We start from the raw sequence: 23640 nt of genomic DNA on the forward strand, positions 1-23640 counted from the left end.
GCTGACCGTGGCGGCCGTGGCGGGCGCGACGCCGGTCCAGGTCGCCGTGCGGACCTACCTCGACCACCTCACCGTCGAGAAGGGCCTCGCGCTCAACACGCTCACGTCCTACCGTCGCGACCTGAGGCGCTACGTCGAGTTCCTGGCGGCGGCCGGGATCGACGACCTGGGCGGGGTGAGCGAGGCGACGGTCACGGCGTTCCTGGTGGGCCTGCGCGAGGGCGACGCCGACCACCCGCCGTTGAGCTCGACCTCCGCGGCGCGCACCGTCGTGGCCGTGCGCGGCTTCCACCGGTTCGCGGTCGCTGACGGGCTCGCGCAGGTCGACCCCGCGGCGGCGGTCAAGCCCCCGTCGCCGGCCAAGCGGCTGCCCAAGGCGCTGCCGCTGGCCGACGTCGAGGCGATCCTCGACGCGGCCGGCGCCCCGGGTACCACGCTGGCGCTGCGCGACCGGGCGCTGCTCGAGGTGCTCTACGGCACCGGGGCACGGATCTCCGAGGCCGTCGGCCTCGACGTCGACGACCTCGACCTGACCGACGGCACCGTGCTCCTGCGCGGCAAGGGCGGCAAGGAGCGGCTGGTGCCGGTCGGGTCCTTCGCGCGCGAGGCCGTCGAGGCCTACCTGGTGTGCGGGCGCACCGAGCTGCTCACGACCCGGGCTGTCGGCGGGGCGCTGTTCCTCAACGCCCGCGGCGGTCGGCTGTCGCGGCAGTCGGCGTGGGCGGTGCTGGTCAAGGCTGCCGAGCGCGCCGGGGTCACGCGCGACGTCTCGCCGCACACGCTGCGGCACTCCTTCGCCACCCACCTGCTCGACGGCGGCGCCGACGTTCGGGTGGTCCAGGAGCTGCTCGGCCACGCGTCGGTGACGACCACGCAGGTCTACACGCTGGTCACCGTCGACAACCTGCGTGAGGTCTTCGCGACCGCGCACCCCCGCGCCCGGGAGTGAGTGCCCCACCGGGTGCGGTGATGACCCGGTGACCCAGGCCGCGCGCGACACCTCCCGCGACACCGACTGGGACGCCGTCTATGACGACATCACGGCCCTGGCCACCGGCCGCGGGCTGGAGCTCTACCCGCACCAGGACGAGGCGGTGCTCGAGATCCTCGCCGGCAACAACGTCGTGCTGGCCACACCGACAGGCTCGGGCAAGTCGCTGGTCGCGATGGCTGCGCACAAGGCGGCGCTGGCCGACGACCGGGTGTCGTTCTACACCGCGCCGATCAAGGCGCTGGTCAGCGAGAAGTTCTTCGACCTGTGCCAGGTCTTCGGCGCCGACAACGTCGGCATGCTCACCGGCGACGCGACGGTCAACCCCGACGCCCCGGTCATCTGCTGCACCGCCGAGGTGCTGGCCAACCTGGCCCTGCGCGAGGGCGCCGGGGCCGACGTCGGCCTCGTGGTGATGGACGAGTTCCACTTCTACGCCGAGCCCGACCGCGGCTGGGCCTGGCAGGTGCCGCTGCTGGAGCTGACCCAGGCCCAGTTCGTGCTGATGTCGGCGACGCTCGGCGACGTCAGCGAGCTGGCCGCCGACCTCACGCGCCGCAACGGTCGCGAGACCGCGGTGATCGACCAGGCCGAGCGACCCGTGCCGTTGAGCTTCACCTGGGCGCTCACGCCCCTGGCCGAGACGCTCGAGGAAATCGTCACCACCCACCAGGCGCCGGCCTACGTCGTGCACTTCACGCAGAAGGACGCCGTCGAGCACGCCACGTCGCTGCTCACCGCGCCGTGGTTGCCCAAGGGCACGGTGGTCGACCTGCCTGTCGGGTTCCGCTTCGGCGCCGGCTTCGGCAAGACGCTGGCCAAGCTGTTGCGCCGGGGGATCGGGGTGCACCACGCGGGCATGCTGCCGCGCTACCGCCGGCTCGTGGAGACCCTGGCCCAGTCGGGAGCCCTGACCGTCATCTGCGGCACCGACACCCTCGGCGTCGGCATCAACGTGCCGATCCGCACGGTGCTGTTCACCGCGCTGGCCAAGTACGACGGCAACCGGTCGCGCGTGCTGCGGGTGCGCGAGTTCCTGCAGATCGCCGGTCGCGCCGGCCGCGCGGGCTTCGACACCGCCGGCTACGTCGTCGTCCAGGCCCCCGAGCACACCATCGCCAACGAGAGGGCCAAGGCCAAGGCGGCGGCCAAGAACGCGGCGATGAGCGAGGAGAAGCGGGCCAAGAAGGGCAGCAAGGCCCAGCTCAAGAAGCCGCCCGAGGGCACCGTGGTGTGGACCGAGGCGACCTTCGACAAGCTCGTCGCCGGCGTGCCCGAGCAGCTGGTGTCGCGGATGAAGGTCGACAACGCGATGCTCGTCAACGTGCTCTCGCGCGACGAGGACGCCTTCGCGGTGATGCGTCGGCTGCTGACCGACAACCACGAGGCGCCGCGTCAGCAGCTGCGGTTGGCACGCCGGGCGCTGCGCCTGGCCCGCAGCCTGATCACCTCGGGCACGGTGGTCCGGCTCGATCGGCCCGACGAGCTCGGACGCCGCTACGTGCTGGCCGACGACGTGCCCGACGACTTCGCGCTCAACCAGCCGCTGTCGCACTTCGCCATCGAGGCGCTCGACCTGCTCGACCCCGAGTCCGACGACTACACCGCCGACATCGTCTCGGTCATCGAGGCGACCCTCGAGGCGCCGCGCCAGATCCTGTTCGCCCAGCAGCACGCGGCGCGCGGAGAGGCGCTCGCGGAGATGAAGGCCGACGGCCTGGAGTACGACGAGCGCATGGCGCTGCTGGACAAGATCACCTGGCCGCAGCCGCTGGCCGAGCTGCTCGGGGCGACGTACGAGATCTATCGCGGGCGTCACCCGTGGCTGCGCGAGGACGCCCTGGACCCCAAGTCGGTGGTGCGCGAGATCTACGAGCAGGGCATGTCGTTCACCGACTTCTGCTCGCGCTACCAGCTGGCGCGCTCGGAGGGGCTGGTGCTGCGCTACCTCACCGACGCCTACCGCGCCCTGCGTCAGACCGTGCCCGAGGCCCACCGCACCCCCGAGCTCGACGACCTGCTGGAGTGGCTGGGGGAGACCATCCGCCAGACCGACTCGTCGCTGCTGGACGAGTGGGAGGCCCTCAACGACCCCGAGCACGCCTCGCGCGTGGTCACCGAGCACGCGCTGCCCACCTCGCCGCGCCCGATCTCCCAGCAGGACCGGGCCTTCCGGGTGATGGTGCGCAACGCGATGTGGCGACGCGTCGACCTCGTCGCCCGTGACGACCTCGACGGGCTGATGCGCCTCGAGCGCGACGCCGCCGACCGGGTCGACCCGCCGCGCGCGGTGGTGATGGGGCGCTCGGCCTGGGACGAGGCGATCGGGGCCTACTACGCCCAGCACGACACCGTGCTGACCGACGGCGACGCGCGCGGGCCCGAGCTGCTGCGCATCGAGCCCGAGACCGGGACGCCGGTCGGCGTCGACGCCGACGAGGACGACGGCACGACCCGCCTGTGGCGGGTGGTGCAGACCGTCCCCGACCCCGCGGGCGACCGCGACTGGGTGATCGAGGCGCTGGCCGACCTCGACGCCTCAGACGACACCGGCGAGCTGGTCCTCGCGACCGTCTCGTTGCGCTGCCTCACCGACTCCTGAGGTGCGGCGCAGCCGTCCACAGGCTCCTGCACAGCAGGGCCCCGCCTGTGGATGATGTGCCCGGGCGTCGCTCAGTGGGTGGACCCACCGCTCCTGCGGCCTGGGGATGACGCCCCCGGTGGTGCGACCCGTGGAGAGACGGCCCTAGGCTCCCGGCGAGTCGTCCCCAAAGTCGTCGTGTCGACATTGAGACTGGGGGTCGGGCCGGTCGCCGGCCCGTCGGCTCGACGTCCACCACCTGAGGAGCACCCATGACTGACGGATCGTTCGTCGGCACCCCCGCGATGCCGCCACGGACGGAGGTCCCGCGTCCGGCCGAGGCCGAGAACGAGGCGTCGATGCTCGCGTTCGAGCGCCCGGCCACGACCGCCCCGGCGGCGTCCGACGCCCCGGCCCAGCCCGAGGTCGGACCGACCGGGCGCCCGATGCCGTCGTTCCCCGACCCGCGACCGGTCGTCGCCGGAAGGCCCGCGCGGGTGGTGTCGATGTGCAACCAGAAGGGCGGCGTCGGCAAGACCACGACGACCATCAACCTGGGCGCCTCCCTGGCCGAGCAGGGCCGCAAGGTGCTGCTGGTCGACTTCGACCCCCAGGGCTCGCTCTCGGTGGGCCTGGGACTGCACCCGCACGAGATGGACCTGACCATCTACAACCTGCTGATGCAGCGCGACGTGATCATCGAGGAGGTCGTCGTCCCGTCCGGCGTGCCGGGCATGGACCTGCTGCCCTCCAACATCGACCTGTCGGCCGCCGAGGTGCAGCTGGTGCACGAGGTCGCCCGCGAGCAGACCCTGCAACGCGTGCTCGCCCCCGCGCTGGAGCAGTACGACGTCATCCTCATCGACTGCCAGCCGTCCCTGGGCCTGCTGACGGTCAACGCGCTCACCGCCTCCGATGGCGTGATCGTGCCGCTGGAGTGCGAGTACTTCGCGCTACGCGGCGTCGCCCTGCTCAAGACGACCATCGACAAGGTCCGCGAGCGGCTCAACCCCAAGCTCGAGATCGACGGCGTGCTCGGCACCATGTTCGACGGGCGCACCCTGCACAGCCGCGAGGTGATGGAGCGCCTGGTCCAGGCCTGGGGCGACACGGTCTTCCACACCGTCATCAAGCGCACCGTGAAGTTCTCCGACGCCACGGTCGCCGGTGAGCCGATCACCGCGTACGCCTCGTCGTCGGCCGGCGCCGACTCCTACCGCCAGCTCGCCCGGGAGGTGCTCGCCCGATGGCCCGGAGAGTGAGCCTGCCGGCGGCCGACGACCTGTTCCGGCCGACGGCCCCGGCCGACGCCGACCCTGCGGTGGGGAAGCCGCAGGGATCGGCCCAGGGACCGGCCCGTGGATCGGCGAACGGATCGGCGCAGTCGGGTGTGCGGGCGGTGCCCGACGAGCCCGAGCAGACCAGCGACGCCAAGAAGCGCGCCAGCGGTCGGATCAAGCACGACGAGAAGATGACGGTCTACGTCACCTCCGCCGAGCTCCTCGACCTCGAGCGCACCCGCCTCGAGCTGCGTGCCGAGCACGGCCTGGCGGTCGACCGCGGCCGTCTGGTGCGCGAGGCGATCGACCTGGTGCTGGCCGACTTCCACGAGCACGGCGCCGACAGCATGCTCGTGCGCGGTCTGCTCGACGGATGAGCGCCCGGACGCACCGGCGATGACCGCCACCGAGCTCGAGCGCCCCGAACCCGGTACGGCGACCCCGGAGTTCTCGCTGCACCTCGACAACTTCGAGGGCCCGTTCGACCTGCTGCTGAGCCTGATCTCCAAGCACAAGCTCGACATCACCGAGGTCGCGCTGTCACGGGTGACCGACGAGTTCATCGCCCACGTCAAGGCCGGCGGGCCGGTGTGGGACCTCGAGCAGACCACCTCGTTCCTCCTGGTCGCCTCGACCCTGCTCGACCTCAAGTGCGCGCGACTGCTGCCCCAGGGCGACGTCGAGGACGAGGAGGACCTCGCGCTGCTCGAGGCGCGCGACCTGCTCTTCGCCCGGCTGCTGCAGTACAAGGCGTTCAAGCAGGTGGCGGGGTTCCTGGCCACCCGGGTCGACGGCGAGGCGCTGCGCCACCCCCGCGCGGTCGGGCTCGAGGAGCGCTTCGCCGGGCTGCTGCCGGAGGTGCTGATCGGGATCGGCCTCGAGCAGTTCGCCGGCCTCGCGGCCCGGGCGCTGGAGCCCAAGGTGGCGCCCGAGGTCGGGCTGCACCACATCCACGCCGCGACCGTGTCGGTGCGCGAGCAGGCCGGGCTCGTCGTCGACCGGCTCAAGCGCGGCGGCACCATGACCTTCCGGGCGCTGTGCGGCGACTCGCCCGACACCCTGACCACCGTGGCCCGGTTCCTCGCGCTGCTCGAGCTGTTCCGCGAGGGTGCGGTGGCCTTCGAGCAGGTGCAGGCCCTGGGCGAGCTGTCCGTGCGCTGGACCGGCGACGACGAGACCGCTGACGAGATCGAGATCGACGAGTTCGACGGCACTCCGCTGCCGGTCGACACCTCGCCCCAGGAGACCCTATGACCGAGACCGACCTCACCGACGTCCAGCCCGACGTCCAGCCCGACGAGCAGCTGGCGGTGCCGCTCACCGAGCTGCGCCCCGCGCTGGAGGCGGTGCTCATGGTCGCCGACCAGCCCCTCGACGCGACGGTCCTGGCCACCGCGGTCGGCTACCCGGCCGACGAGGTCACGGACGCTCTCGGTGCGTTGGCGGCCGACTACAGCGAGCAGGGGCGGGGCTTCGAGCTGCGCAACGTCGCCGGTGGCTGGCGCTACTACACCCGCGAGGAGTACGCCGCGGTCGTCGAGGGCTTCGTGCTCGAGGGCCAGCAGGCGCGGCTGACCCAGGCGGCGCTCGAGACGCTCGCCGTGGTGGCCTACAAGCAGCCGGTCTCACGGGCCCGTGTCTCGGCGATCCGTGGTGTCAACGTCGACGGCGTCATGCGCACGCTGCTGACCCGCGGCCTGGTCGAGGAGGCCGGTCGTGACGGCGAGCACGGGGCGACCCTGTACCGCACCACCACCTACTTCCTGGAGCGCATCGGCATCCAGTCGATCGACGAGCTGCCCGAGCTGGCGCCCTACCTGCCCGAGATGGACGACCTTGAGGACGAGCTGGCCGAGATGGCCGCGTCGCAGTCGCGCCCCGACCCGGTGTCCGCGGAGCCTGCTGAGCAGCCCGTCGCGCCGCCCGCAGCACAGGACGCCGAGGCGTGAGGGAGATCGACACCGACGACGAGGGTCTGGTCCGGCTGCAGAAGCTGCTGGCCCAGTCGGGCGTCGCGTCGCGGCGCAAGTGCGAGGAGCTGATGCTCGACGGCGAGGTCGAGGTCGACGGCGAGGTCGTCACCCGGCTCGGCACCAAGGTCGACCCGCGCACCGCCGTGATCAGGGTGTCGGGCCAGCGCCTGCCCCCGATCAGCGACCACGTCTACCTCGTGCTGCACAAGCCGCGCTCGGTGGTCTCGACGATGTCGGACCCCGAGGGGCGCCGCACCCTGGAGGAGTTCGTCGCCGACCGCCCCGAGCGGCTCTTCCACGTCGGCCGGCTCGACTTCGACACCTCGGGGTTGCTGCTGCTGACCAACGACGGCGACTTCGCCCACAAGATGGCCCACCCGTCGTACGAGGTCGACAAGACCTACGTCGCCGAGGTCGACGGCGAGGTGACCAAGGAGACGGTGGCGACGCTGCTCGCGGGTGTGGAGCTAGACGACGGGCCGGTGCGTCCCACGGAGGTGCGCATCATCGCCGCGACCCGCCCCAAGTCGATCGTCGAGCTGGTCATCCACGAGGGCCGCAACCGCATCGTGCGCCGCCTGCTCGACCAGCTCGGCCACCCCGTGCGCAAGCTGAGCCGCATCCGGTTCGGGCCGGTCAAGCTCGGCGGCCTGCCGTCGGGCCAGCTGCGCGAGCTGACCAACGACGAGCTGGGGGCCCTGCTCGACAGCGTCCGCCTGTGAGCGCGTGGCGGTGATCCACGACGGGGTACGTAGAGGGGCGGGCGTACCTCCGTCAGGAGCAGCGACGTGGTCGTCGGCGCGCGAGACGCTCGACACGACTCGCACGGCGCTCGTCTTCGCGCGGCGCTCCGTGGCCCGCTGTTCTCGACCGGCGTGACGACTAACCTCGGGGCGTGGTCTGGGACGTGGTGATCGCCGACCAGCGTTGGCTGATCACGTGGACGCCGCAGCAGGTCGCTCCCGACGGGACCAACCACGGGAGCTCCGGTGTCTGTCTCACCGATCGCGGCGTCGTGATGGTCTCCCGAGACGCGGAGTGCTGGGAGCTGCCTGCAGGGCGGCCCGAGGCCGACGAGAGCCTGTTCGACACCCTGCGGCGCGAGGTCCGTGAGGAGGCCTGCTGCGAGGTCGAGACGGCCAGGCTGCTGGGCTTCACGGTCAGCAGGTGCCTCGAGGGTCACGAGCAGGGCGTGGTGCTGGTGAGGTCGCACTGGTCGGCGCGTGTCGCCGTCGAGCCGTGGCAGCCTCACCACGAGACGGTCGAGCGGCGGGAGGTGGCCAGGGCGGACTTCCTGTCGGTCCTCACCATCGAGGCCGGTCTGGAACGGTTCTACGAGGAGCTCTGGAGTAGCGCTCGTGCGGCTGGGGAGAGCTCGGTCTGGCGGCAGCATCATCGGTGAGGACGACTCAGCACGGTGTCGTCCTCCGTCCGGGCGCCGGCGACCTCGGCCGCAGGTGGTGGAGCCGTCGTCCCTGCCTCGGCGTGAACCGGCTGCAGTCGACCAACGTGTCGACCGCCCAGTCGAGCGACGCCGCGGCGACCTGTCGGAACCTGCCAACTCGACCCGGTCTTCTAGGGTCGGCGCATGGAGCTGATGGACACCACCCGGCGCCGGCTGCGGCGCACCGTGCTCGACAAGCAGCGCACCGGGCGTGTCCCGGGAGTGGCGGCGGGGGTCGTGCGCCACGGTGAGCTGGTCTGGCACGACGGCGTGGGGGCGGCCGACGTGGCTCGGCCTGACGTCGCCCCCGGGCGCGACGACCAGTTCCTCGTCGCGTCCATCAGCAAGACCTTCACCGCCGTGATGATCATGCAGCTGCGCGACGAGGGGCGGCTCAGCCTCGACGACCGGCTCGACCGGCACCTGCCTGGCAGCCCGCACGGCGAGGTCACGCTGCGGCAGATGCTGTCGCACACCTCCGGCATCCAGCGCGAGCCGGTCGGCGACGTCTGGGAGACCCTCGTGTGGCCCGATCGCGAGCAGCTCGTGGCCGGGTTCGCCAAGGCCGAGCGGGTCATGGCGCCGCACCAGCGGTTCCACTACTCCAACCTGATGTACTCCCTGCTCGGCGAGGTGATCGCCCGTGCTGACGGCCTCGAGTGGGGCGAGACCCTGCAACGACGGCTGCTCGACCCGCTCGGGATGCGTCGTACGACGGTCGGCTTCGACGGGGCGCGGGTGCGGGCCTACTTCGTGCCGCCGCACACCGACGTGCCGGTGCCGGAGCCCGACGTCGACCTCGGCGCCATGAACGCGTGCGGCGGGCTCGCCTCGACGCTCGACGACCTCGCGACCTGGTCGGGCTTCGTGGCCGACCCGCCGGCCGAGATCCTCTCGCCCGACACGCTCGAGGAGATGTGCCAGCCGCAGATCATGATCGACGTCGAGCGCTGGGTCGGAGCGATGGGCCTGGGGTTCTTCCTCGTCCGGCGCGGCACCCGGGTCTACGTCGGCCACACCGGCGGCATGCCCGGCCAGATCACCGGTGTCTTCACCGACCGCGAGTCCGGCACCGGCGGGGTGGTGCTGATGAACAGCTCGGTCTCGCCCGACCCGGCCGGGTTCGCCATCGACCTGGCCGATCTGGTGGTCGAGGACGACCCCGAGGAGCCGGAGGCCTGGCGGCCGGGCACCGAGGTGCCCGACGAGCTCGTGCCGCTCCTCGGCACGTGGTACTCCGAGGGGTCGCCGCTGGTGTTCTCGGTGCGCGACGGTCAGCTCGAGGCGCGCAGCCCCGACCTGCCGGCCCACAAGCCGGCGTCGGTGTTCGAGAAGGTCGGCGACGACGTCTACCGCACGGTCACCGGGCGTGAGCGCGGCGAGCTGCTGCGCGTCACCCGGCGCGAGGACGGGACCGTGCACAAGCTGAGCTGGGCGACCTACCTGGTCTCTCGCGAGCCGCTGGCCTTCGGCCAGGAACCGTCGTAGTCCGCCCTGGCGGGTCGAGGCCGCCCTGTCCACGAGGCCGCCGACGGTGGGGATCCCCGTGCGGGACTGTCTAGCCTGGGACCCATGGCGGTGCGTGCGGTGCGAGGAGCGACCCAGCTCGAGGTCGACGAGCGCGAGCAGATGCTCGAGCGGGTCTCGGAGATGGTGCTCGACGTGATGGCGTCCAACGGGCTTGACGTCGACGACTTCATCTCGGTGATCTTCACCGCCACGTCCGACCTCCACAGCGAGTTCCCGGCGTACGCCGCGCGGCAGCTGGGGTTCGGTGACGTCCCGTTGATCTGTGCTCGAGAGCTCGAGATCGACGGCTCGATGCCGCGGGTGGTGCGGATGATGGCGCACGTCGAGACCGACCTGCCGCGCTCCGAGATCACCCACTGCTACCTGCACGGGGCCGCGGCGCTGCGCAGCGACCTGACGCGGGTCAGGTCCGTGCCCGACGAACAGTAGGATCTGGCCCCGTGGCAGGGGACCTGGGAAGCATCGTGGTGGCCGTCGACGGCACCTCCGGATCAGGCAAGTCGAGCACCTGCCGCGGCGTCGCCGAGCGGCTGGGGCTGCGCTACCTCGACACGGGTGCGATGTTCCGGGCCGTGACGTGGTGGATGCTGCACCACGGGGTCGACGTCCACGACTCCGAGGCCGTGGCCGCCCGGGTCGACGAGCCGGTGCTCTCCTCGGGCACCGACCCGACCGGTCCGACGATCGCCGTCGACGGCACCGACGTCAGCGCCGCCATCCGCACCGACGAGGTCACCCGTGCGGTGTCGCCGGTCAGCACGGTGCCGGCGGTCCGGGCGAGGCTGCTGGCGATGCAGCGCGACATCATCGGCGCCGGCGGGATCGTCGTGGAGGGCCGCGACATCGGCTCGGTCGTGTGGCCGCAGGCCGAGGTCAAGGCCTACCTCACCGCCGACCCCGCGGCCCGAGCGGCGCGACGCGCCCTCGAGGAGGGCAGCAGCGACGTCGGCACCACCGAGCAGGTGCTGCGCGAGCGCGACCGCATCGACTCGGGGCGGGCGACCGCCCCGCTGGTGCAGGCCGACGGCGCGGTCCACCTCGACACCACGTCGTACTCCCTCGACGAGGTGATCACCCTGCTCGCGGGGCTCGTCGAGCAGGCGCTCGAGCCGGCTCCGTGACCCCCGGGGCGAGCGTCCACGCCGAGCGGCCTCGCACCGACGGCGTGCCCCGCCCACGCCGCTGGCTGCTGCACGGCGCCCGCCCCTTCTGCGCGTGGCTGGTGCGGCGCCGCTACCGCGTCGTCGTCCACGGGGCCGAGCACGTGCCGGCGACGGGACCGGTCGTGATCGCGGCCAACCACATCGGGGTCGTCGACGGTCCGCTGATGGCCATCTTCGCCCCGCGCCCGGTGCACGCCCTGACCAAGATCGAGATGTTCCGCGGCTTCCTGGGGCGCTTCCTGACCGCCGCGGGCCAGATCCCGCTGGACCGGATGCACACCGACCCCCGGGCGGTCCGGCTGAGCGTGCAGGTGCTGCGCGAGGGCGGGGTTGTGGGCATCTTCCCCGAGGGCACGCGCGGGTCGGGCGAGCTCGAGCTCTTCCACCGTGGCGCGGCCTACCTGGCGATGGTCACCGGCGCCCCGGTCGTGCCGCTGATGATGTCGGGGAGCCGCGAGCCCGGCGGGTCGTCCTCGTCGTTGCCGCGCGGGGGCGCGACGATCGAGCTCGTCTTCGGTCCACCGCACGTCGTCGATGCGGTGTCCTGGCCCCGGACGCGAGACGATGTGGGGAAGGCCTCGCGCCTCCTGCGAGCCCGGATGCTCGCCGACCTGCAGGAATCCATCCGCGTGACCGGGCGTTCGCTCCCCGGACCGCTTCCTGCGGGCCAGCACGAACCAGACCCCGGCGGGGGTGTCACGGAGAAGTCAGCATGACCGAGCACGAGCACGAGACCTACCACGACGGCGCCATCCTCGGCGCCGACGACCGCGAGCACGACGGACCCATCCCGGTCCTGGCCGTCGTGGGGCGCCCCAACGTGGGCAAGTCGACGCTCGTCAACCGGATCATCGGACGCCGTGAGGCCGTCGTGGAGGACGTGCCCGGGGTCACCCGCGACCGGGTGCCCTACGACGCCCACTGGAACGGCCGGGCCTTCACCGTCGTCGACACCGGCGGCTGGGACCCCGACGCGCGCGGCCTGGCCCAGCGCATCGCCGCGCAGGCCGAGGTGGCCGTCAGTCTTGCCGACGCCGTGCTGTTCGTCGTCGACGCGACGGTCGGCATCACCGACCACGACGAGGAGGTCGTCAAGATCCTGCGCAAGTCGGGCAAGCCCGTGGTGCTCGCGGCCAACAAGGTCGACGACCTGCGCACCGAGGCCGAGGCCTTCGCGCTGTGGAACCTCGGGCTCGGCGAGCCGTGGCCGGTCTCGGCCCTGCACGGCCGCGGGTCCGGCGACATGCTCGACGCGATCCTCGCGGCCCTGCCCGAGCCGCCGCCCGACCGTGACAAGGAGCTCGGCGGTCCGCGCCGGGTCGCCATCGTCGGCAAGCCCAACGTCGGCAAGTCCTCGATGCTCAACCAGCTGGCCGGGGAGGACCGCGTCGTGGTCGACAACGTCGCCGGCACCACCGTCGACCCTGTCGACGAGCTGATCGAGCTCGACGGACGCCTGTGGCGCTTCATCGACACCGCCGGCATCCGCAAGCGGGTCAAGGAGGCCTCGGGCCACGAGTACTACGCCTCGCTGCGCACCACCACCGCGATCGACCGCGCCGAGGTCGCCGTGCTCGTCATCGACGGCGGCCAGCCCGTCTCCGAGCAGGACATCCGCATCATCCAGACCATCCGCGAGGCCGGCCGCGCGCTGGTCATCGCCTTCAACAAGTGGGACCTGGTCGACCAGGAGCGCCGCTACTACCTCGAGCGCGAGATCGAGCGCGACCTGGTGCAGGTGCAGTGGGCGCCGCGCATCAACGTCACCGCCCGCACCGGCTGGCACATCGACCGGCTCGCCCCGGCCATCGACAAGGCGCTCGAGGGCTGGGAGACCCGCGTCAGCACCGGCGTCCTCAACGGCTTCCTCGGCCGCCTGGTCGCCGAGCACCCCCACCCGGTGCGCAGCGGCAAGCAGCCCAAGATCCTGTTCGCGACGCAGGCAGGGTCCGCGCCGCCGATGTTCGTGCTGTTCACCTCGGGCAAGCTCGAGGCGTCCTACGAGCGCTACGTCGAGCGCCGCCTGCGCGAGGAGTTCGGCTTCGTCGGGACCCCGATCATCCTGCAGCAGCGGGTGCGCGAGAAGCGCAAGCGCTGATCACGGCTGCGGCCCGGATAGTACGTTCCCCCGATTCGCCGCAGTCGGTCCTGCCCCTAGTTTCGGGCCCATGCGCCCTCCTCGCTCCCTCGCGACCCTGGCAGTGCTCGCCGTCGTCTCCTTGTCCGGGCTCACGGCCTGCGGCGGGGAGACCGACGACCCGGCCGACGGTGGTCCTCAGAGCACCGCGTCCGGCGACCCGACCACCACCGAGGGCCCTGACGAGGGCCCTGACGAGGGCCCTGACGAGGGCCCTGACGAGTCGGTCAGCTTCGTCGACTGCTCGGCGATCACCGTCGAGGAGATGGCGGCGGTGCCCGGCATGAGCACCGCGACGGCGGAGGTCTCGCCCGGGGGCGGGCAGTGCGAGTACCAGCCCGCCGACCCCGTGCAGCCCTCCGTCTACGTCGAGCAGTTCGGCGTCGACGACTTCGCCGACGGCTTCGAGGGGGCGGCGGCCAACATCTCCAACACCGCGGTCGGCCCGATCGAGGGGAGCGTCGAGACCGACCTCCCCGACGTCGGGGACGGTGCCAAGGTCGCGGTCGGCCCCAGCCCGCTCGGGGGCGAGTCCCTGCAGTCGATCGGTCTGGTGCTGGTCGGCGACACCATCGTGCGGGCCAGCATCCTGCAGGCCGCCGACCTCGACGCGGACGCCCTCCTCGAGCTGACCACCGGCGTGCTCACCCTGATCGCCAGCGAGGGCTGACGACCTGCGTGGCTCGGCGTACCGTGAAAGGGTGCGCGTGACCCGTCCTGTCGTCGTGGGGCTGGTGCTGCCGCTGCTCGCCACCCTGCTCACCGTGGGCCCCGCCGCGGCGATGCCCGAACGGCCCGGCGCGCGGAGCGCTGCTGGTTCTCCCGTCGCAGGCACCACGTGCCGCACCTTCCCCGCCGACAGTTGGTGGCACGCCGACGTGAGCGGTCTCCCGGTGCACGCGCGCAGCCGCCAGTGGCTCTCGCACATGTCGACCGGGTCCGACCTGCACCCCGACTTCGGGCCGTCGTACGGCGACGGACCCGACTACGGCATCCCCGTCACGGTCGTGGGACGCGACCACCCGCGGGTGCGGGTCCGGTTCGACTACGCCTCCGAGAGTGACCGGGTGCGCTACCCGCTGGGGCGCGACACCCGCATCGAGGGCGGGCGCGCCTCCGACGGCGACCGCCACGCGATCGTGGTGCAGAAGGGCACCTGCCGTCTCTACGAGGTCTACGCCGCCCGGCGTACGCCGTCGGGCTGGCGGGGTGGCTCGGGGGCGGTGTGGTCGCTGCGGTCCAACGCGCTGCGCCCCGACGGCTGGACCTCCGCCGACGCGGCCGGCCTGCCGATCCTGCCGGGCCTGCTGCGCTGGAACGAGGTGCGCGACGACCGGATCGACCACGCCATCCGCTTCACCACCGACGTCACCAGCCGTCACCACCTGTGGCCGGCCCGTCACGACGCGGGGTCGAGGAGCTCGCTGGCCTACCCGCCGATGGGGGCGCGCTTCCGGCTGCGGGCCTCGTGGTCGGCGGCCGGGCTGGGCGTCGAGGCCAAGCGGGTGGTCGCGGCGATGAAGGCCTACGGCCTGGTGCTGGCCGACAACGGCTCGCCGTGGTTCTTCCAGGGCGAGCAGAGCGCCGCGTGGCCGGAGCGGCTGATCGAGGACCTCAAGACGATCCCGGCCTCGGCGTTCGTGGCCGTGGACACCTCGTCGTTGAAGGTCTCCGACGACTCGGCGGCCGTGCGCTGACCGGCGTGCGAGGATGCCTCGTCGGACGGTCGTGATCTTGACGCGTTCGAACATCTGTTCGAAGATGAAGGGTGCCCGCCCGTCCCGCCCTCACGCCGCTCGACCCGGCCCGCTCCGTGGTCGACCAGCTGCGCGAGCGCGTGGCCGCGATGGAGCAGCGGCCGGCGCGCGCCGAGGTGGCGACCCTGCCGGGACTGGCCGACCTGGTGCCCCTGCACGCGGGCGCGACCTACGGCGTCGACTCGGCGTCGCTGGCCCTGGCGCTGGCCGCGGGGGCCTCGGCCGCCGGTGAGTGGGTCGGCTTCGCCGGCTGCCCCGACTTCGGGGTCGAGGCGGCCGCCGAGCTGGGCGTCGAGCTGTCGCGCACGGTGCTGGTGCCCGACCCGGGTGAGCACTGGCTCGAGGTCACCGCGGCGCTGGTCGACGTTCTCCGCGTCGTGGTGCTTCGCCCCCCGGCCACCGTCGACGCCCGGGCCGCCGGGGTGCTCGACTCCCGGCTGCGCACCCGCTCGGCGGTCCTGGTGGTGTGGGGCGACTGGCCGCGCGTCGAGGCCCGGGTCAGCGTCGAGGAGTCGCGGTGGACCGGACCCGACGCCGGCACCGGCCGGCTCCACGAGCGCCACGCCCGCCTCGTCGTACGCCGCGGGGCGCGGCCGCCCCAGCGCGCTGAGCTCACCTGGCCCGGAGCCCGGGTGGCGGCGCCGGTGCTCCTGGGCCACGGGGACCACGGGGGCCTGCGGGAGGCGTCGGGATGAGGGTCCTGGTGGTCTGGTGCCCCGACTGGGCGGTGGTGGCCGGGCTGGCCGAGCAGGGTCTGCCGCCGCGCACCCCCGCCGCGGTGCTGTCGGCCAACGTCGTCGAGGTCTGCAACGGCCCGGCCCGCGCCGAGGGCGTGCGCCGGGGCCACCGGCGCCGCGACGCCCAGGGGCGTTGTCCCGAGCTGGCGCTGCTGGCGGCCAACCCCGACCGTGACGCGCGGGCGTTCGAGCCCGTCCTGGCCACCGTCGAGGAGCTGCGTCCCGGGGTGGCGGCGCTGCGGCCCGGGCTGCTCGCCGTACGCGCCCCGGGCAGCTGGTTCGGCACCGAGGCCAACGCTGCGGCGACGGTGTGCCAGGCGCTGGTCGAGGTCGGGGTCTGGGACGTCCGCATCGGCGTGGCCGACGACCTCTTCGCCGCCGAGCAGGCCGCGCGCACCGCCGACGTGCAGGGCTGGGAGGTCGTGCCCGCAGGCGGGTCGGCGGCCTTCCTGCGCACGCTGCCGGTGCACGTGCTCGAGGGCGACGGCGCCCAGGGGCGCGCGGTGGTCAGCCTGCTGCAGCGCCTCGGGCTCACCACCCTCGGCGACCTCGCCGCCCTGCCCGGCGAAGCCGTCGAGCACCGCCTGGGCCGCTACGGCGCCTCGGTGTGGCGGCGTGCGCGCGGCGAGGACCCCGCGCTGTTCGCCGCCCGCACCCCGCCGCCCGAGCTCGAGGCCGAGGTCGCCTTCGAGCCGCCGCTCGACTCGGTCGAGGCCGTGACCTTCAGCGTGCGCACCACCGCCGAGCGCTTCCTGGCCCAGCTCGAGCGCCACCAGCTGGTCGCCACCGGGGTCCGCATCGAGGCCGAGTCCGACGGGGCGGTCTGCTCGCGGCGCACCTGGCTGCACCCGCGCCACTTCGGCCCCCGTGACCTCGTCGACCGGGTCCACTGGCAGCTGCAGTCCGGGGTCGAGGGGGCGGGGCTGCGCTCCCGCAAGGACGCCGGGTCCGTGCGCGCGCCCATCGACCGGGTGCGGTTCGTGCCCGAGACCGTCGAGCCCGCCGCAGCCCACGGGGCGGCCCTGTGGGGCGGTGCGTCCGACGACCTCGTCGAGCGCGGCGTGGCCCGCGTGCAGGCCATGGTCGGCTTCGACGCCGTACGCCGCCCGGTCCTGCAGGGCGGCCGCAGCCCGGCGGCCCGTCAGGCCCTGGTGCCCTGGGGCGAGCGGGCCGTCGACCTGCGCCCGGTCGACCGGCCCTGGCCCGGGCGGGTGCCCGGCCCGGCCCCCGTGCGCGTCTTCGCCGCGCCGCCGGTCGCCGAGGTGGTCGACGACGGCGGCCGCGCCGTCGCGGTCACCGAGCGCGGCGCCGTGACCGCGGAGCCCCGGCGCTTCCGGCTGGGAGCCGCGACCGAGGGCCGCGCCCTGCCCTGGCAGCCGGTCTCGGCCTGGGCGGGGCCCTGGCCGGTCGACGAGTCGTGGTGGTCCGGTGGGGCCGGGCTCTGCGCGCGGTTCCAGGTCGTCGGGGCCGACGGGCGGGCCTGGTTGCTGCTGTGCGCGCCGAGCGGGTGGACCGTGGAAGCAGGCTACGACTGATGGGCTGGAACAACCCCTCCATGCACTGGAAGGAGCTCGAGGCGCGCCTGAGCGGGCGCCCCGGGGCCGACGACGCGCCGATCTCGCGGCGCAAGCGCGGGCCGACCCGGGCGCGCCCCATCGAGCGGCCCGGCGCGGTCACGCCCTACGCCGAGCTCCACTGCCACAGCAACTTCAGCTTCCTCGACGGGGCGAGCTCCCCGGCCGAGCTCGTCGAGGAGGCCGTGCGGCTGGGCCTGCACGCCCTGGCGATCACCGACCACGACGGGTTCTACGGCGCGCCGATGCTGGCCGAGGCCGCCGCGGCCTACGACCTGCTGACGGTCTACGGCGCCGAGCTGTCGCTGGGGTTGAGCGGTCCGCAGAACGGCGTGCCCGACCCCGAGGGCAGCCACCTGCTGGTGCTCGCGCGGGGGGTCGAGGGCTACCACCGCCTGGCCGGCGCGATCACCGAGGCCCACCTGCGTGGCGACGAGAAGGGACGCCCCGTCTACGACCTCGACGAGCTGGGCGAGCGCGGCCGGGGCCACTGGGTGGTGCTCACCGGCTGTCGCAAGGGCGCCGTACGCCAGGCGCTGGCGCGCGGCGACGAGCCGGCGGCGGCCGCGGCTCTCGACCGCCTGACCGCGCTCTTCGGGCTCGAGCACGTGCTGGTCGAGCTGTCGCCCCGGCCGGGCGCCGACGAGACCAACGCCGTGCTCGCCCGGCTGGCCGATGCGCACGGTCTCGACGTCGTCGCCGCCGGCAACGTCCACCACGCGACACCCCGTCAGCACCGGCTGGCCACGGCGATGGCCGCGGTCCGCGCGCGTCGCAGCCTGGCCGACCTCGACGGGTGGCTCGACCTGTCGGCCTCGGCCCACCTGCGCTCCGGCGCCGAGACCGCCCGGGCGCTGGTGGCCCACCCGGGCTCGGTCGAGCGCTCGGTGAGCCTGGCCGACGAGATCGCCTTCGACCTGCGCAAGGCCTCGCCCGCCCTGCCCAAGCGGCAGATCCCCGCCGGCCACACCGCCGACTCGTGGCTGCGGGTGCTCGCCGAACGGGGCTTCGCCGAGCGCTACGTCGGGTTGGCGCACGAGCAGGAGGCCCGTGAGCGCCTCGAGCACGAGCTGCGGGTGATCTCGACCAAGGACTTCGCCGGCTACTTCGTCATCGTCCACGACATCGTCGCGTTCGCCCGCGAGCAGGGGATCCTCTGCCAGGGCAGAGGATCGGCGGCCAGCTCAGCAGTGTGCTTCGCCCTCGGCATCACCGCCGTCGACGCCGTCCTCTACAAGCTGCCCTTCGAGCGGTTCATCTCCGCCCACCGCGACGAGGAGCCCGACATCGACGTCGACTTCGACTCCGATCGCCGCGAGGAGGTCATCCAGTGGGTCTACGACACCTACGGTCGCCGCAACGCCGCCCAGGTCGCCAACGTGATCGCCTACCGACCGCGGATGGCGGTGCGCGACGCGGCCAAGGCGCTCGGCCACTCCCAGGGCCAGCAGGACGCCTGGTCCAAGCAGATCGACGGCTGGCAGTCGGTCGTCACCGGTGACGCCGGTGACCAGGCCGCGCACGACGTGCCCGCCCCGGTGGTGGCCCTGGCCGAGCAGCTGATGGGTGCGCCGCGCCACCTCGGCATCCACTCCGGCGGCATGGTCCTCACCGAGCGCCCGATCGGCGAGGTGTGCCCCATCGAGCGCGGGCGGATGGACAAGCGCACGGTGCTGCAGTGGGACAAGGACGCCTGCGAGTCGATGGGCCTGGTCAAGTTCGACCTGCTGGGCCTGGGCATGCTCGGCGCGCTCGACCACATGATGCGCCTGGTCGACGAGCACCTGGGGGAGCGCTGGACCCTGGCGACGATGCCCAAGGAGGAGCCGGCCGTCTACGACATGCTGTGCCGCGCCGACTCGATCGGGGTGTTCCAGGTCGAGAGCCGCGCCCAGATCGGCACCCTGCCGCGGCTGCGCCCGCGTGAGTTCTACGACCTGGCCATCGAGATCGCGCTGATCCGCCCCGGACCGATCCAGGGCGGTGCCGTGCACCCCTACGTACGCCGCGCCACCGGCCAGGAGGACGTCACCTACGACCACCCCGACCTGGTGCCGGTGCTCGAGCGCACCCGCGGCGTGCCGCTGTTCCAGGAGCAGCTGATGGCGATGGCGGTCGCGCTCGGCGACTGCACGCGCGACGACGCCGACCTGCTGCGCCGGGCGATGGGCTCCAAGCGCGGGGTCGAGCGCATCGAGTCGATCAAGGAGAAGCTCTACGCCGGCATGGCCCGGCGGGGCCTGACCGGCGACAAGGCCGACTCGATCTACGTCAAGATCCTGTCCTTCGCCAACTTCGGGTTCGCCGAGTCGCACGCGCTGTCCTTCGCGCTGCTCGTCTACGCGTCGTCGTGGTTCAAGCTGCACTACCCGGCCGCGTTCCTGGCCGGGCTGCTGCGCAACCAGCCGATGGGCTTCTACTCCCCGCAGTCGTTGGTCGGCGACGCGCGTCGTCACGGGGTCGAGGTCCGCCGACCCGACGTCGCGCTGTCCGGCGCCCAGGCGGGGCTGGAGGCCCTGGCGCCGGGGGAGTCGGGTGCCACGGGCCTCGAGAGCTGCTGCCGCCCCTCGTTCGAGCGGGTCGAGTGGGTCCCGGGCACCCCCGACCCGGTCCCCGCCCATCGGCGCGACGCACGGCTCGCGGTGCGACTCGGGCTCGACTCGGTGCGCGGCATCGGCCTCGACGTCGCGCGGCGGATCGTGGCGGCACGCGAGGCGGCGCCGTACGACGGGGTGACCGACCTGTCGCGCCGCGCCGACCTCACCCCGACCCAGCTCGAGGCGCTCGCGACCGCAGGGGCCTTCGACTCCTGGGGCCTCGACCGACGCCAGGCCCTGTGGGCCGCCGGGTTCGCCGAGAGCGCCGACCACCTGCCCGGCACGACTCCCGCCCCCGCGGCGCCGATGCTGCCCGGCATGAGCGAGCCCGAGCTGACCCTGGCCGACCTGTGGGCCACGGGGGTCTCGCCCGACCGTCACCCGGTCGAGCACCTGCGCGAGGAGCTGCGCCGCGCCGGCGTCCGTTCGATCGCCGACCTCGAGACCACCGAGTCCGGGCGACGCGTCCACGTCGGCGGGCTGATCACCCATCGTCAGCGCCCCGGCACCGCCATGGGCGTCACCTTCCTCAACCTCGAGGACGAGACCGGCATGCTCAACGTGGTCTGCTCGATCGGTGTCATGAAGGTCCACCGCCAGGCCGCGCGCAACAGGGTCGCCGTCGTCGTCCGCGGCACCCTCGAGCGCAACGAGGGGGTCACCAACCTGGTCGCCGATCGCGTGGAGGGCATCGACGTCGTGGTGCCCGGGGCCGGTGCGGTGCTGCAGGCCAGGGCCTCGTCGCGCGACTTCCGCTGAGCTCGACCGAGGCGGTGCCTGACAGGACGCGGCCCTGGGCGATACCGATTCCGACCCGACGGCCGGGCTGCGATAAGGTGCTCACGCCTCGTTCGCGAGGTGTTCGGGCTGTAGCGCAGCTTGGTAGCGCACTTGACTGGGGGTCAAGGGGTCGCAGGTTCAAATCCTGTCAGCCCGACAGAGTTTCCGCAGGTCAGAGGCCGTTTCCGCCAGTGGCGGGGACGGCCTCTTGCGGCTCTTTGGGTGTTGATGGGGAGTTGGCGATCCACGGGCGCAAGAACCTCTTGACCCCGAGAGGACCCTCCGTCCGTGAACGAGAGACCACACTGCGAGACCTGCACCTGCGGCCGCACCTGCGGCTGCACCTGCGGCTGGGGCGGTCAGCACGACCCTGACAACGCCCGTTGCGAGCTCACCCAGGTGGCGACCGATGGCCTGGACTGAGGCGCGCGGCCGCGGTCACCGCGGCGTCTACATCGACGCCCTGGGCCAGCAGCGCAGGACGCCCGTCCAGCGATCGAAGCGCGCGGCCCTGGCCCTCGCCAACGACGAGGAGGCCAAGGTCCGCCGCGGCGACTGGTTCGACCCCAACGCCGGCAAGGTGACGTTCTCCGACTACTTCGAGCGCCAGTGGCTCCCGAACCGCGGCGGCGAGCAGACGACCGTCGACACCTACCGCTCGCACTACAACGCCACGCTCAAGGACCCCTTCGGCGCGATGGAGCTGCGGCTGATCCTGCCCTCGACGGTGCAGGGCTGGGTGGCCGAGATGGCCCGCGCCGGCGTGAAGCCCTCGACAATCAAGGCCAAGGTCAAGGCGCTCCAGACGATCCTCGCCGCGAAGAAGGGCGCCTCGGCCAAGCGCGACGGGCTCATTCAGATCAACCCGTGCGAGGGCGTGCTGCTCCCGACGGTCGTCGACCCCGACGTGCTGATCTACGAGCCGGAGGAGGTCGCCAAGATCGTCAAGGCCATGGACCCGTGGTGGCGCACCCTTGCGCTGCTCGGCTCGGAGTCCGGCGCGCGGTGGGGTGAACTCATGGGCCTCACGGTCGCCTCGTTCGGGCTCGACTTCCGCACCATGACCATCCGCCGGACGGTCGTCGAGACGGCCGTCGTCAACACCGGCAACGGCACGCGGTTCGTCTGGAAGGACTACCCCAAGGGCAAGAAGCCGCGCACCGTCGGCATCCGCGGGGTCGCCTCCGAGGCCGTGAAGCAGCTGGTCGCCGAGCGCGGGCTTGGTCCTGACGACCGCCTGTTCTCCATGCCCGCGGACCTCGACGTCCGTGGACGACGACCGCCGAAGGTCACTCGACCACGAAGGCCCCGACCTTGTGAGTCTGGGCCTTCGAGGAAAGTGTGGAGTAGCTAGTTCCCGTCGTGGGAGGCGAAGATGCCCCAGCCGCAGCCGGTGGCGCCGCTGATGACGCTGGCGGTGGTGCCAGCGGTGGTAGCCAGGATGATCGCCGCGCCGCCGCACTTCATGGTGACCTCGCGGGCCTTCTCCTCCCACGGCGGGCGGTCGTCGCAGCCGAACCAGCCGGCGGGGTGCCAGGCGTAACCCACGCACCGCACGGTGGTCAGGCGCTTCTTGGTCCAGTCTAGGAAGCCCCAGTCGATGCCGCGAGCGACGATCCGGCCATCGGTGCCGCGGGCCACGGTACGGGCGCTGGCCGGGAGCTGCTTGGGATGCTTGCGGTAGTACGCCTTGGCGGCCTCGTAGGTCCCCTCGGGGAGCGAGATGCCCTTCGCGTTGTGGTACTTGCCGTCCTTGAACCGAGCCTTCATCTGCGCGGGCGTGCCGTAGGCGTTGCTGCCACACGGCCTCACTGCGGGGTCGGGGTTGGGCTGGCAGACGCGCGACGAAGTCCCGGTCATCGACGGTGTCGCGGCGTCGGAGTCCTGGTCGAGCAGGAAGTTCGAGAACGCGAACCACGCGCCGATCGCCAACACCATGACGATTGCGACGATCCATTTACTCATCGTCGAACCGCCACCGAACGCCCGTTGATCGTCGGCGTTGAGCCGTTGCCTGAGACTGGTCATCCAATTCACCTTCACCCGAGAGAGCGGCCATCCGATCGGACGACCGTCTCCGATATTCCCCCAGTTCCAAGGGCCAGTCCACGCCCACTTTCTCACCCCAACGGACGTTCAGGCGGTCAGATCAGGAACCTCCCGCACCCGGGCCCTCGGGCCATGAGAGAGAGCGACCACCCCGCAGCGCCTGGCCGCTTCACGGACGCGGGGTCCCTTGAGGTGTCGTTTGGGGTGTCAACAGTTCGACACGCCGAGGTAGAGAACGTGAAGCGTTCGTCAGCCCTTATGGACTGTTTGCCCAGGTCAGAGGCATGATTCAGGCTCAGAACTAGATCGAGGTCACGTGCCCGAGACCCCCCGAAATCGTGCTGGGGGTCAAGGGGTCGCAGGTTCAAATCCTGTCAGCCCGACCGAAGTAGTAAACAATGAACGGGCCTCTGACTTGCAGAAATGCAGAGTCGGGGCCCGTTTGTTCGTAAGACCGTCTGAGCAGCATTGAGTTCGGCAAGCAACCAAACGGCTAACCAGGATCCTCGGTGTGTATCCCTGCGGTCGCCAAGGGGCTCATCTTGCACAGCTCTGACCTGGTGAAACGCAGTTAGTCCGCTGCCGGTCCCTCAAGGACAAGTCGGATTTGATGCTGCATCGCTTGGTAGGCGATCACGCCGTCCTGACCTCTAATGGTGTTCAGGCCGACTGTTGCGCTCCAAGCACGCCGCAACCTCGGCCAGCCGGGAGCGAAGCTGCCGCCTCAACCTGATGTGTGGGAACTTCCCAGTGGCCCACCGTGTATAAATCCACGTCACTGGCACTTGTAGGAGTTCCGACACTTGCTGTGCCGTACACAACCTCACCTCGTTCTTGAATCGCCCTGGGTTTGTTGGAGGCTCTGGTGTGTCCTGGGTTCCACGGCGTCTGAGTTTCTGGATTCTGGTGCCTGACACCAGGAGGAACAGATGGGACGACATGGCTACTCAGCCGAGTTCAGAGGCAAGGTCCTCGACTTGCTCGCTGCAGGACGCAGCGTCGCGAGCGTGGCGCACGACCTCGACCTCAGCGACCAGACGATCTACA

22 protein-coding genes and 1 tRNA gene are annotated in these 23640 nt (G+C 72.1%); 21 read left to right on the top strand and 2 right to left on the bottom strand.

Features of this window, described 5'->3' with window-relative positions:
• The first annotated feature begins 16 nt into the window (after window positions 1-16).
• The 20 genes from xerD to FZC61_RS22455 all read left to right on the top strand — a co-directional run bounded on the left by xerD (window position 17) and on the right by FZC61_RS22455 (window position 21898).
• Window positions 17-949 (top strand): site-specific tyrosine recombinase XerD, encoded by a 933-nt coding sequence (gene xerD, locus FZC61_RS22360; protein WP_246142854.1) that lies wholly within the window; start codon window positions 17-19, stop codon window positions 947-949.
• A 28-nt stretch (window positions 950-977) separates the two neighbouring features.
• The gene (locus FZC61_RS22365; protein ID WP_148616485.1) at window positions 978-3593 is read left to right on the top strand and encodes a DEAD/DEAH box helicase; all 2616 of its coding nucleotides are present in this window, start codon (window positions 978-980) and stop codon (window positions 3591-3593) included.
• Between the two features lie 251 nt (window positions 3594-3844).
• Window positions 3845-4834 (top strand): ParA family protein, encoded by a 990-nt coding sequence (locus FZC61_RS22370; protein ID WP_211357402.1) that lies wholly within the window; start codon window positions 3845-3847, stop codon window positions 4832-4834.
• Window positions 4819-5229, top strand: a complete 411-nt coding sequence (locus FZC61_RS22375) for a hypothetical protein (RefSeq protein ID WP_148616486.1) — start codon at window positions 4819-4821, stop codon at window positions 5227-5229. Before FZC61_RS22370 ends, FZC61_RS22375 begins: the two co-directional genes overlap by 16 nt.
• Before the next feature lie 19 nt (window positions 5230-5248).
• Complete coding sequence (locus FZC61_RS22380) at window positions 5249-6106, top strand: segregation and condensation protein A (protein WP_148616487.1); 858 nt, start codon at window positions 5249-5251, stop codon at window positions 6104-6106.
• On the top strand, window positions 6103-6801 hold the full coding sequence (gene scpB / locus FZC61_RS22385) for an SMC-Scp complex subunit ScpB (RefSeq protein ID WP_148616488.1): 699 nt from the start codon (window positions 6103-6105) through the stop codon (window positions 6799-6801). The genes FZC61_RS22380 and scpB overlap by 4 nt, the downstream gene beginning before the upstream one ends.
• Window positions 6798-7547 carry a pseudouridine synthase gene (locus tag FZC61_RS22390; RefSeq protein ID WP_246142855.1) on the top strand — a complete coding sequence of 250 codons (750 nt, stop codon included), beginning with the start codon at window positions 6798-6800 and terminating at the stop codon, window positions 7545-7547. Before scpB ends, FZC61_RS22390 begins: the two co-directional genes overlap by 4 nt.
• A 188-nt stretch (window positions 7548-7735) precedes the next feature.
• Window positions 7736-8227 (top strand): NUDIX hydrolase, encoded by a 492-nt coding sequence (locus tag FZC61_RS22395; protein ID WP_148616489.1) that lies wholly within the window; start codon window positions 7736-7738, stop codon window positions 8225-8227.
• 186 nt (window positions 8228-8413) lie between these two features.
• Window positions 8414-9757 (top strand): serine hydrolase domain-containing protein, encoded by a 1344-nt coding sequence (locus FZC61_RS22400; protein ID WP_148616490.1) that lies wholly within the window; start codon window positions 8414-8416, stop codon window positions 9755-9757.
• A gap of 84 nt (window positions 9758-9841) precedes the next feature.
• Window positions 9842-10228 (top strand): chorismate mutase, encoded by a 387-nt coding sequence (aroH, locus tag FZC61_RS22405; RefSeq protein WP_148616491.1) that lies wholly within the window; start codon window positions 9842-9844, stop codon window positions 10226-10228.
• Window positions 10229-10239: 11 nt separating this feature from the next.
• Window positions 10240-10920, top strand: coding sequence for a (d)CMP kinase (gene cmk / locus FZC61_RS22410; RefSeq protein ID WP_246142856.1), 681 nt, complete (start codon window positions 10240-10242; stop codon window positions 10918-10920).
• Window positions 10917-11678, top strand: coding sequence for a lysophospholipid acyltransferase family protein (locus FZC61_RS22415; protein ID WP_148616492.1), 762 nt, complete (start codon window positions 10917-10919; stop codon window positions 11676-11678). The genes cmk and FZC61_RS22415 overlap by 4 nt, the downstream gene beginning before the upstream one ends.
• Window positions 11675-13060: a ribosome biogenesis GTPase Der gene (der, locus tag FZC61_RS22420; RefSeq protein WP_148616493.1), complete on the top strand. Its 1386-nt coding sequence runs from the start codon at window positions 11675-11677 to the stop codon at window positions 13058-13060. Before FZC61_RS22415 ends, der begins: the two co-directional genes overlap by 4 nt.
• A gap of 70 nt (window positions 13061-13130) precedes the next feature.
• The gene (locus FZC61_RS22425) at window positions 13131-13769 is read left to right on the top strand and encodes a hypothetical protein (protein WP_148616494.1); all 639 of its coding nucleotides are present in this window, start codon (window positions 13131-13133) and stop codon (window positions 13767-13769) included.
• 37 nt (window positions 13770-13806) lie between these two features.
• A complete protein-coding gene (locus tag FZC61_RS22430; protein ID WP_148616495.1) occupies window positions 13807-14796 on the top strand; it encodes a hypothetical protein in 990 nt (329 codons plus the stop codon).
• A gap of 71 nt (window positions 14797-14867) precedes the next feature.
• Window positions 14868-15551 carry a hypothetical protein gene (locus FZC61_RS22435; RefSeq protein ID WP_148616496.1) on the top strand — a complete coding sequence of 228 codons (684 nt, stop codon included), beginning with the start codon at window positions 14868-14870 and terminating at the stop codon, window positions 15549-15551.
• Window positions 15548-17128, top strand: coding sequence for a Y-family DNA polymerase (locus FZC61_RS22440; RefSeq protein ID WP_148616497.1), 1581 nt, complete (start codon window positions 15548-15550; stop codon window positions 17126-17128). The genes FZC61_RS22435 and FZC61_RS22440 overlap by 4 nt, the downstream gene beginning before the upstream one ends.
• Window positions 17128-20523 carry an error-prone DNA polymerase gene (locus FZC61_RS22445; RefSeq protein WP_148616498.1) on the top strand — a complete coding sequence of 1132 codons (3396 nt, stop codon included), beginning with the start codon at window positions 17128-17130 and terminating at the stop codon, window positions 20521-20523. Before FZC61_RS22440 ends, FZC61_RS22445 begins: the two co-directional genes overlap by 1 nt.
• A gap of 104 nt (window positions 20524-20627) precedes the next feature.
• Window positions 20628-20701: transfer RNA gene (locus FZC61_RS22450), tRNA-Pro, on the top strand.
• Window positions 20702-20953: 252 nt separating this feature from the next.
• Window positions 20954-21898: a tyrosine-type recombinase/integrase gene (locus FZC61_RS22455; protein WP_148616499.1), complete on the top strand. Its 945-nt coding sequence runs from the start codon at window positions 20954-20956 to the stop codon at window positions 21896-21898.
• Here FZC61_RS22455 and FZC61_RS22460 read toward each other — a convergent pair.
• Window positions 21895-22572: a hypothetical protein gene (locus FZC61_RS22460; RefSeq protein ID WP_148616500.1), complete on the bottom strand. Its 678-nt coding sequence runs from the start codon at window positions 22570-22572 to the stop codon at window positions 21895-21897. The two genes, FZC61_RS22455 and FZC61_RS22460, sit on opposite strands and share 4 nt — an antisense overlap.
• Window positions 22573-23243: 671 nt before the next feature.
• A complete protein-coding gene (locus tag FZC61_RS24135) occupies window positions 23244-23534 on the bottom strand; it encodes a helix-turn-helix domain-containing protein (RefSeq protein WP_148616501.1) in 291 nt (96 codons plus the stop codon).
• Between FZC61_RS24135 and FZC61_RS24140 the strand changes: the two genes are divergently transcribed.
• The coding region (locus FZC61_RS24140) for a helix-turn-helix domain-containing protein (protein WP_211357378.1) at window positions 23523-23640 on the top strand (118 nt) is incomplete at its 3' end. The two genes, FZC61_RS24135 and FZC61_RS24140, sit on opposite strands and share 12 nt — an antisense overlap.

This window comes from Nocardioides rubriscoriae (genome assembly GCF_008087085.1).
Classification (GTDB): Bacteria; Actinomycetota; Actinomycetes; order Propionibacteriales; family Nocardioidaceae; genus Nocardioides; species Nocardioides rubriscoriae.

Excerpts from the sequence above, each read along its gene's own strand:
- FZC61_RS22370 (WP_211357402.1), top strand. The coding sequence starts at position 3,845 with ATGACTGACGGATCGTTCGTCGGCACCCCCGCGATGCCGCCACGGACG.
- FZC61_RS22375 (WP_148616486.1), top strand. The coding sequence starts at position 4,819 with ATGGCCCGGAGAGTGAGCCTGCCGGCGGCCGACGACCTGTTCCGGCCG.
- FZC61_RS22400 (WP_148616490.1), top strand. The coding sequence starts at position 8,414 with ATGGAGCTGATGGACACCACCCGGCGCCGGCTGCGGCGCACCGTGCTC.
- FZC61_RS22440 (WP_148616497.1), top strand. The coding sequence starts at position 15,548 with ATGAGGGTCCTGGTGGTCTGGTGCCCCGACTGGGCGGTGGTGGCCGGG.
- der (WP_148616493.1), top strand. The coding sequence starts at position 11,675 with ATGACCGAGCACGAGCACGAGACCTACCACGACGGCGCCATCCTCGGC.
- FZC61_RS22460 (WP_148616500.1), bottom strand. The coding sequence starts at position 22,572 with ATGACCAGTCTCAGGCAACGGCTCAACGCCGACGATCAACGGGCGTTC.
- FZC61_RS22380 (WP_148616487.1), top strand. The coding sequence starts at position 5,249 with ATGACCGCCACCGAGCTCGAGCGCCCCGAACCCGGTACGGCGACCCCG.
- scpB (WP_148616488.1), top strand. The coding sequence starts at position 6,103 with ATGACCGAGACCGACCTCACCGACGTCCAGCCCGACGTCCAGCCCGAC.
- FZC61_RS22425 (WP_148616494.1), top strand. The coding sequence starts at position 13,131 with ATGCGCCCTCCTCGCTCCCTCGCGACCCTGGCAGTGCTCGCCGTCGTC.
- FZC61_RS22445 (WP_148616498.1), top strand. The coding sequence starts at position 17,128 with ATGGGCTGGAACAACCCCTCCATGCACTGGAAGGAGCTCGAGGCGCGC.
- FZC61_RS22455 (WP_148616499.1), top strand. The coding sequence starts at position 20,954 with ATGGCCTGGACTGAGGCGCGCGGCCGCGGTCACCGCGGCGTCTACATC.
- aroH (WP_148616491.1), top strand. The coding sequence starts at position 9,842 with ATGGCGGTGCGTGCGGTGCGAGGAGCGACCCAGCTCGAGGTCGACGAG.
- FZC61_RS24135 (WP_148616501.1), bottom strand. The coding sequence starts at position 23,534 with ATGTCGTCCCATCTGTTCCTCCTGGTGTCAGGCACCAGAATCCAGAAA.